Below are 9135 nucleotides of genomic sequence, written 5' to 3'. Positions count from 1 at the left end.
GTAGGACGTCGCCAAGCAAGAACCTAAGTTATTTTGACTTAGGTTTTTTTGTGTTTATTTTTATTTACCGAATGCTATAATCCGTAAATTTAATAAAGCTACAGACGAAAAAAGAATGAAGTAGAGACTCTTTAAAATAATAGTAATGATTTTTTGTGTTCCTGATTTTCCTAATGTCGCTAAAGTAATACTTAAAATAGGACACATTATTTCTATCATAAGTATATATTTTAAATAATGAGATGCTATAAATAAGTATTTAATAATTACAGAAATTACTGCAATAGAGAAAAAAAATAGGATAATAGCATAGTTCTTTCTTTAACAGTTATCCTCCTTAGAAATTAAATCGTTATAATAATACAAGAGTGTATATATTTTGATTAAAAACATACTGAAGTGCTATTTAAACGATAAATACATAAAATAGATCTCTAGAAATATATATTCTAATTCCCTTTTCTTCTTGTATATAGTTGCAATTCTTCTTTTGAATATAACTAAAACACGAACGTTATTGACTGCTAATAAAAAAACATTCGATTATTTATTGACATTGTTTATGAAATATTGTTAATATAGCCATAGAAACAATAATATAAGACCTCATATAATCGCGGGGATATGGCCTGCAAGTCTCTACCTAACGACCGTTATTCGTTAGACTATGAGGGAAAGTCACTCGGTATTTTTCTATTCACAAGGGATACGTATGCCTGAGTAGAGCGCTTTCTCTCATAGTAAAAGAGAAACTGTTCTATTTCAGGCTTTTTTTATTTGAATCGGGGGGATTCTAATATGAAATCACTAGTTGGAGTCATAATGGGAAGTACGTCAGACTGGGAAACAATGAAATATGCTTGTGACATTTTAGATGAATTAAATATACCGTATGAGAAAAAAGTTGTATCCGCTCATCGGACTCCGGATTATATGTTTGAATATGCAGAGACGGCTCGTGAACGTGGATTGAAAGTTATTATTGCTGGAGCTGGTGGAGCAGCACATTTACCAGGAATGGTTGCAGCGAAGACAAATCTTCCTGTAATTGGAGTTCCAGTTCAATCAAAAGCATTAAACGGCTTAGATTCATTATTATCCATCGCCCAAATGCCAGGAGGTGTTCCAGTTGCAACTGTTGCAATTGGTAAAGCCGGTTCAACGAATGCTGGATTACTTGCCGCACAAATACTTGGATCATTTCATGATGATATACATGATGCATTAGAATTGAGACGAGAAGCGATTGAAAAAGATGTGCGTGAAGGTAGTGAGCTAGTATGACGAGAATCATTTTACCTGGAAAAACAATCGGTATTATTGGAGGCGGCCAGCTAGGAAGAATGATGGCATTGGCAGCTAAGGAGATGGGATATAAAATTGCTGTTTTAGATCCTACAAAGCATTCGCCATGTGCACAAGTTGCTGATATTGAAATTGTTGCACCATATGATGATTTAAAAGCAATTCAGCATTTAGCAGAGATAAGTGATGTTGTCACATATGAATTTGAGAATATTGATTATAGATGTTTACAATGGCTTGAAAAACATGCGTACTTACCACAAGGTAGTCAGTTGTTAAATACAACACAAAATCGTTTTACAGAAAAGAATGCGATTGAGAAGGCTGGGTTACCAGTAGCAACGTATAGATTAGTTCAAAATCAAGATCAGCTTACAGAAGCAATTGCTGGGTTATCATTCCCTTCCGTCTTAAAAACGACGACAGGTGGATATGATGGGAAAGGGCAAGTTGTTTTAAGAAGTGAAGCTGATGTTGAGGCAGCAAGAAATCTTGTGGATAAAGCAGAATGTATTTTAGAGAAATGGGTGCCTTTTGAAAAAGAAGTATCAGTTATTGTGATTCGTAGTGTAAGTGGTGAAACAAAAGTGTTTCCAGTAGCAGAAAATATTCATGTAAATAACATTTTACATGAATCTATCGTTCCAGCTCGCATTACAGAAGAGCTTTCTCAAAAAGCAATTGCGTATGCAAAGGTACTTGCGGATGAATTAGAACTTGTGGGAACACTAGCTGTAGAGATGTTTGCTACAGATAATGGTGAGATTTATATTAATGAATTAGCGCCAAGACCTCACAATTCAGGACACTATACACAGGATGCATGTGAAACGAGTCAATTTGGTCAACATATTCGAGCAATCTGTAATTTACCTCTAGGAGAAACAAATTTGTTAAAACCAGTTGTCATGGTAAACATTTTAGGCGAACATATAGAAGGGGTCCTAAGACAAGTGAATAGATTAACCGGGTGCTATTTACACTTGTATGGAAAAGAAGAAGCAAAAGCACAGCGAAAAATGGGGCATGTTAATATTTTAAATGATAATATTGAAGTCGCTCTAGAAAAAGCGAAGAGTTTGCATATTTGGGACCATCAAGAACAACTGTTGGAGGGAAAAAGATGATTAGTCGTTATACACGCCCTGAAATGGGTGCGATTTGGACGGAAGAGAACAAATTTAAAGCGTGGTTAGAAGTTGAGATTTTAGCTTGTGAAGCATGGGCTGAGCTTGGCGATATTCCAAAAGAAGATGTTAAAAAAATTCGTGAACATGCATCATTTGATATTGATCGTATTTATGAAATTGAAAAAGAAACACGTCATGACGTAGTTGCATTCACTCGTGCTGTATCAGAAACGCCAGCATTAGGCGAAGAACGTAAATGGGTTCATTACGGTTTAACATCTACAGATGTAGTAGATACAGCATTATCTTACATCTTAAAACAAGCGAATGAAATTATATTAAAAGACTTAGAGAACTTTGTAAGCATTTTAGCTAACAAAGCGAAAGAGCATAAATACACAATCATGATGGGAAGAACACACGGTGTTCATGCAGAACCAACGACATTTGGTTTAAAACTTGGTCTTTGGTATGAAGAGATGAAACGTAACGTAGAGCGTTTCAAACAAGCTGCTGATACAGTTCGTGTTGGTAAACTATCTGGTGCGGTTGGTACATATGCAAATATCGATCCATTCGTAGAAAAATATGTTTGTGAAAATTTAGGATTAGAAGCAGCACCAATTTCAACACAAACATTGCAACGTGATCGTCACGCACACTACATGTCAACACTTGCACTAATTGCAACATCTATCGAAAAGATGGCAGTTGAGATTCGTGGTTTACAAAAGAGTGAAACACGTGAAGTTGAAGAAGCTTTCGCAAAAGGTCAAAAGGGTTCTTCTGCAATGCCACATAAACGTAATCCAATTGGTTCTGAAAATATGACTGGTTTAGCTCGTGTTATCCGCGGTTATATGATGACAGCTTACGAAAATGTTCCATTATGGCATGAGCGTGACATTTCTCACTCTTCGGCAGAACGTGTAATTTTACCAGATGCTACAATCGCATTAAATTACATGTTAAATCGCTTTGGTAATATCGTTAAAAACTTAACTGTATACCCAGAGAATATGAAACGTAATATGACAAGAACATACGGCTTAATTTATTCTCAGCGCGTAATGCTTACACTAATCGACAAAGGTATGGTACGTGAAGAAGCTTATGATATCGTACAGCCTAAAGCGATGGAAGCTTGGGAAACACAAGTACAATTTAAAGAGCTTGTAGAAGCTGATGAGCGTATTACAAGCAAGTTAACACAAGAAGAGATTAATGAATGCTTCAACTATGAGCATCATATGCAACACGTTGATACAATCTTTGAACGCCTTGGATTAAACGAAGCGTAAAATTTCATATGGCACAGAATAGAGTCATTCTGTGCCATTCTTTATAAAAATATTATTCACATTTTTCAAACTACAGGGGGCTTGCGAAATGCAAAAGCTAGAATTGCTGTATGAAGGTAAGGCAAAAAGAATTTATCGTACAGAATCAGCAGATATGGTTTGGGTAGAGTACAAAGATAGTGCGACTGCTTTCAATGGGGAGAAAAAAGAGACGATTACAGGAAAAGGTCGTTTGAACAATGAAATTACAACTTTATTGTTCAGAAAGTTACAAGAAGTGGGAATTAAAACACATTTTGTTGAGAAGTTATCTGAAACAGAACAACTTGTTAAAAAAGTGAGTATTATTCCTTTAGAAGTTGTCACAAGAAATGTAATTGCAGGAAGTCTTTCAAAACGATTAGGAATGGAAGAGGGAACTGTACTTGCAGAACCAATCGTAGAATTTTACTTCAAAGATGATGATTTAGGAGATCCGCTTGTAACGGAAGATCATATTCGTGTATTAAACGTTGCATCGCCAGAGCAAGTAAGTGTATTACGAGATATGGCTCTACAAATCAATCAAGTGTTGATTGATCATTTCGCAAGCTGTCGTGTAAGATTAGTAGATTTCAAATTAGAGTTTGGTGTAACGGAAGAAGGAGAAATCATTTTAGCGGATGAAATTTCACCAGATACTTGCCGTTTATGGGATGAAACGAGCAATGAAAAGTTTGATAAAGATGTATTCCGTCGTGATCTTGGAAATTTAACAGATGCTTATGAAGAGATTTTAAAACGTTTAGGGGGAATTTCACATGTATAAAGTTAAGGTATATGTAACATTAAGAGAAAGCGTATTAGATCCACAAGGAACAGCAGTAAAAGGAGCACTTCATAGTCTTTCATTCACAGAAGTACAAGACGTTCGAATCGGAAAGTACATGGAACTAACAATTGATAAATCTGTATCTGATTTAGATAGCAAGGTAAAAGAAATGTGTGAAAAACTATTAGCGAACGTTGTAATGGAAGACTTCCGTTATGAAGTTGAGGAGGTTGTCGCACAGTGAAATTTGCCGTAATAGTATTTCCGGGTTCGAACTGTGATGTCGATATGTTCCATGCAATTAAAGATGAGCTTGGCGAAGAAGTAGATTACGTTTGGCACGATACAGAGAATTTAGATGAATATGATGCAATTCTACTACCAGGTGGATTTTCTTATGGTGACTACTTACGCTGCGGTGCTATCTCTCGCTTTGCTAATGCAATGAAAGCAGTGCAAAAAGCTGCTGAGCAAGGAAAGCCGATTTTAGGTGTATGTAATGGATTCCAGATTCTTGTTGAATCAGGATTACTACCAGGAGCGTTAATAAGAAACGAAAACTTAAAATTTATGTGTCGCACTGTTCAGTTACGTGTTGAAAATAATGAAACGATGTTTACATCACAATATGAAAAAGATGAAATAATTAATATTCCAATCGCGCATGGTGAGGGGAATTACTATTGTGATGAAGCGACTCTTAAACAATTAGAAGAGAACAATCAAATCGCATTCCGTTACGTAGAAAACCCTAACGGTAGCGTTTCAGATATTGCTGGTATTGTAAATGAAAAAGGAAATGTACTTGGTATGATGCCGCACCCAGAGCGTGCTGTAGATGAATTACTTGGCGGTGCTGAAGGGTTAAAAGTCTTTCAATCTATCTTAAAACAGTGGAGGGAAACATATGTCGTTAATGCTTGAACCAAATCCAACACAAATTAAAGAAGAGCGTATATATGCGGAAATGGGGCTAACAGACGAAGAGTTTGCCATGGTTGAAAAGATTTTAGGTCGTCTGCCAAATTATACAGAAACAGGGTTATTCTCTGTAATGTGGTCTGAACATTGTAGTTATAAAAATTCAAAACCAGTTCTTCGTAAGTTTCCAACTACAGGTGAGCGCGTTCTGCAAGGACCTGGAGAAGGTGCTGGAATTGTAGATATCGGTGATAATCAAGCAGTTGTATTTAAAATGGAAAGTCATAACCATCCTTCAGCTATTGAACCATATCAAGGAGCTGCAACAGGTGTTGGTGGTATTATTCGTGACGTATTCTCTATGGGAGCACGCCCGGTAGCTCTATTAAACTCACTTCGTTTCGGTGAATTACAGTCACCACGTGTGAAATATTTATTCGAAGAAGTAGTAGCAGGAATTGCAGGATACGGTAACTGCATCGGTATTCCGACTGTTGGCGGCGAAGTACAATTTGATCCATGTTATGAAGGAAATCCACTTGTAAATGCAATGTGCGTAGGTTTGATTAACCACGAAGACATTAAAAAAGGGCAAGCGCACGGTGCTGGTAACACAGTAATGTACGTAGGAGCATCAACTGGTCGTGACGGTATTCACGGTGCAACATTCGCGTCGGAAGAACTATCTGAAAGCTCAGAAGCGAAACGTCCAGCGGTTCAAGTAGGGGATCCATTTATGGAAAAGCTTCTTATTGAAGCGTGTTTAGAATTAATTCAATCCGATGCACTTGTTGGAATTCAAGATATGGGTGCGGCTGGTTTAACATCATCATCTGCAGAAATGGCAAGTAAAGCAGGAATGGGTATTGAAATGTACTTAGATGATGTACCACAGCGTGAAACAGGAATGACACCATATGAAATGATGCTATCTGAATCACAAGAGCGTATGTTAATTGTCGTGAAAAAAGGTAGAGAACAAGAAATAGTAGATTTATTTGAGAAGTATGGTCTTGCAGCGGTTACGATGGGGAAAGTAACAGAAGATAAAATGCTTCGTTTATTCCATAAAGGTGAAAAGGTAGCTGAAGTTCCAGCAGATGCTTTAGCAGAAGAAGCACCAATTTATCATAAGCCATCAAAAGAAGCAGCATACTTTGCTGAATTCCAAGCAATGAAAATGGAAACGCCAAAAGTAGAAAATTATAAAGAAACGTTATTCGCTTTATTACAGCAACCAACAATTGCAAGTAAAGAGTGGGTATACGATCAATACGATTACCAAGTTCGCACAAGCACAGTTGTTACGCCAGGTTCAGATGCTGCAGTTGTACGTGTACGCGGTACAGAAAAAGGATTAGCAATGACGACAGATTGTAACTCTCGCTACATTTATCTAGACCCAGAGATGGGCGGTAAAATTGCAGTAGCAGAGGCAGCGCGTAATATCGTATGTTCTGGCGGAGAGCCACTTGCAATTACAGATTGCTTAAACTTCGGTAACCCAGAAAAACCAGAAATCTTCTGGCAAATTGAGAAATCAGTAGACGGTATGAGTGAAGCTTGTCGCACATTACAAACACCAGTTATCGGCGGAAACGTATCGATGTATAACGAGCGTAGTGGTGAAGCTGTATATCCAACACCAACTGTTGGGATGGTCGGACTTGTGCATGACTTAAAACATGTAACAACACAAGAGTTTAAGCAAGCTGGTGATTTAGTGTATGTAATTGGTGAGACGAAAGCTGAGTTTGGCGGAAGTGAATTACAGAAAATGATTCACGGCAAAATTTTCGGTCAATCACCAAGTATCGATTTAGATGTAGAATTAAAACGCCAAAAACAAGTATTAGAAGCAATTCAAGCTGGTCTTGTTCAATCTGCACATGATGTTGCTGAAGGTGGTTTAGCAGTTGCGATTTCAGAAAGTGCAATTGGTGCTAAAGGCTTAGGTGCTACTGTGAAATTAGATGGAGAAGCAACAGCAGCATTATTCGCTGAATCACAGTCTCGCTTCGTGATAACTGTAAAACGTGAAAATAAAGAGGCGTTTGAGAAAGTGGTAGAAGCAATCCAAGTTGGAGAAGTAACAAGTACAAATGAAGTAACAATTCATAATGAAGAAAATGAAGTATTACTTACAGCAAATGTAGATGAAATGAGAAAGGCTTGGAAAGGGGCAATCCCATGCTTGCTGAAATAAAGGGGTTAAACGAAGAATGTGGCGTTTTCGGAATTTGGGGGCATGAAAATGCAGCACAAGTTTCATACTACGGATTGCACAGTTTACAGCACCGTGGGCAAGAAGGCGCAGGCATTGTCGTAAATAATGGGGAAAAAATCGTCGGTCACAAGGGGTTAGGTTTAATATCAGAAGTGTTTTCAAGAGGTGAGCTAGAAGGATTAAATGGAAAATCAGCGATCGGACATGTACGATATGCAACAGCTGGTGGAAGTGAAGTTGCTAACGTTCAACCATTGTTGTTCCGTTTTTCCGATCATAGTATGGCGTTAGCTCATAACGGAAATTTAATTAACGCAAAAATGCTTCGTCGTGAATTAGAAGCAGAGGGCAGTATTTTTCAAACTAGTTCAGATACAGAAGTACTTTTACATCTTATTAAACGTAGTACAAAAGATTCTTTAATTGAAAGTGTAAAAGAAGCTTTAAACAAAGTGAAAGGTGCGTTTGCGTATCTTTTACTAACTGGAAATGAAATGATCGTTGCATTAGATCCGAATGGGTTCCGTCCGCTTTCAATTGGAAAGATGGGGGATGCTTACGTTGTAGCATCTGAAACATGTGCTTTTGATGTAGTAGGTGCAACATACATTCGCGATGTAGAACCGGGTGAATTACTTATCATTAATGATGAAGGAATTCACGTAGATCGTTTCACAAACGATGTAGAACATGCAATTTGTAGTATGGAATACATTTACTTTGCACGACCAGATTCTAATATTGCTGGTGTTAACGTCCATGCAGCACGTAAGAATATGGGGAAACGTTTAGCGGCAGAAGCTCCTATTGAAGCAGATGTTGTTACTGGTGTACCAGACTCTAGTATTTCAGCTGCGATTGGCTATGCGGAGGCGACAGGTATTCCATATGAGTTAGGATTAATTAAAAATCGTTACGTTGGACGTACGTTTATTCAACCTTCTCAAGAACTGCGCGAGCAAGGGGTTAAGATGAAGCTTTCCGCAGTAAGAGGTGTAGTTGAAGGGAAACGAGTTGTTATGATTGATGACTCTATCGTAAGAGGAACGACAAGTAAACGAATTGTTCGTATGCTTCGTGAAGCTGGAGCGACAGAAGTTCACGTAAGAATTGCTTCACCACCTCTGAAATATCCATGTTTCTATGGCATTGATATTCAAACGAGAAAAGAATTAATTGCAGCAAATCATACAGTAGAAGAAATCCGTGAAATGATCGGAGCAGATTCTTTAACATTTTTAAGTGAAGATGGATTAGTAGATGCAATTGGACGTCCATATGAAGGGAAATATGGCGGCCTATGCATGGCTTACTTTAATGGGGACTATCCAACAGCTCTTTATGATTATGAGCAAGAGCTTTTAGAAAGCATGAAATAAGAAAAGTGAGAAAAGCTTCTACTTCTTTTGATGTAGGAGCTAGATCCTTTCTTAAAATAGC

General features: G+C 37.7%; 8 protein-coding genes, 1 pseudogene and 1 riboswitch. Of the genes and pseudogenes, 8 read left to right on the top strand and 1 reads right to left on the bottom strand.

Annotated elements, in window-relative coordinates:
* Positions 1-60 precede the first annotated feature (60 nt).
* Positions 61-311: pseudogene (locus tag DN401_RS30350) on the bottom strand (hypothetical protein).
* Positions 312-586: 275 nt separating this feature from the next.
* Positions 587-688, top strand: a riboswitch (purine riboswitch).
* 110 nt (positions 689-798) lie between these two features.
* On the opposite strand from DN401_RS30350, the gene purE reads away from it, so the two are divergent.
* From purE to purF, 8 genes are all read left to right on the top strand, one after another.
* Entirely contained in the window at positions 799-1284 is a 486-nt protein-coding gene (purE, locus tag DN401_RS26285) for a 5-(carboxyamino)imidazole ribonucleotide mutase (protein WP_000839365.1), read from the top strand.
* On the top strand, positions 1281-2432 hold the full coding sequence (gene purK, locus DN401_RS26280) for a 5-(carboxyamino)imidazole ribonucleotide synthase (RefSeq protein WP_000196774.1): 1152 nt from the start codon (positions 1281-1283) through the stop codon (positions 2430-2432). Before purE ends, purK begins: the two co-directional genes overlap by 4 nt.
* A complete protein-coding gene (gene purB / locus DN401_RS26275; RefSeq protein ID WP_000625682.1) occupies positions 2429-3736 on the top strand; it encodes an adenylosuccinate lyase in 1308 nt (435 codons plus the stop codon). The genes purK and purB overlap by 4 nt, the downstream gene beginning before the upstream one ends.
* An 88-nt stretch (positions 3737-3824) precedes the next feature.
* Entirely contained in the window at positions 3825-4544 is a 720-nt protein-coding gene (gene purC, locus DN401_RS26270; protein WP_001170544.1) for a phosphoribosylaminoimidazolesuccinocarboxamide synthase, read from the top strand.
* Positions 4537-4791 carry a phosphoribosylformylglycinamidine synthase subunit PurS gene (gene purS, locus DN401_RS26265; protein ID WP_000278823.1) on the top strand — a complete coding sequence of 85 codons (255 nt, stop codon included), beginning with the start codon at positions 4537-4539 and terminating at the stop codon, positions 4789-4791. Before purC ends, purS begins: the two co-directional genes overlap by 8 nt.
* Positions 4788-5471, top strand: a complete 684-nt coding sequence (gene purQ, locus DN401_RS26260; protein WP_000666774.1) for a phosphoribosylformylglycinamidine synthase subunit PurQ — start codon at positions 4788-4790, stop codon at positions 5469-5471. The genes purS and purQ overlap by 4 nt, the downstream gene beginning before the upstream one ends.
* On the top strand, positions 5455-7674 hold the full coding sequence (purL, locus tag DN401_RS26255; protein WP_000055564.1) for a phosphoribosylformylglycinamidine synthase II: 2220 nt from the start codon (positions 5455-5457) through the stop codon (positions 7672-7674). The genes purQ and purL overlap by 17 nt, the downstream gene beginning before the upstream one ends.
* A complete protein-coding gene (gene purF / locus DN401_RS26250; protein WP_000879025.1) occupies positions 7659-9074 on the top strand; it encodes an amidophosphoribosyltransferase in 1416 nt (471 codons plus the stop codon). The genes purL and purF overlap by 16 nt, the downstream gene beginning before the upstream one ends.
* Positions 9075-9135: the final 61 nt, after the last annotated feature.

This window comes from Bacillus sp. BF2-3 (assembly GCF_008368795.1).
Taxonomy (GTDB): domain Bacteria; phylum Bacillota; class Bacilli; order Bacillales; family Bacillaceae_G; genus Bacillus_A; species Bacillus_A cereus.
Note: the sequence above shows the minus strand (reverse complement) of the source record. Positions and strands in the feature narration are given on the sequence as shown.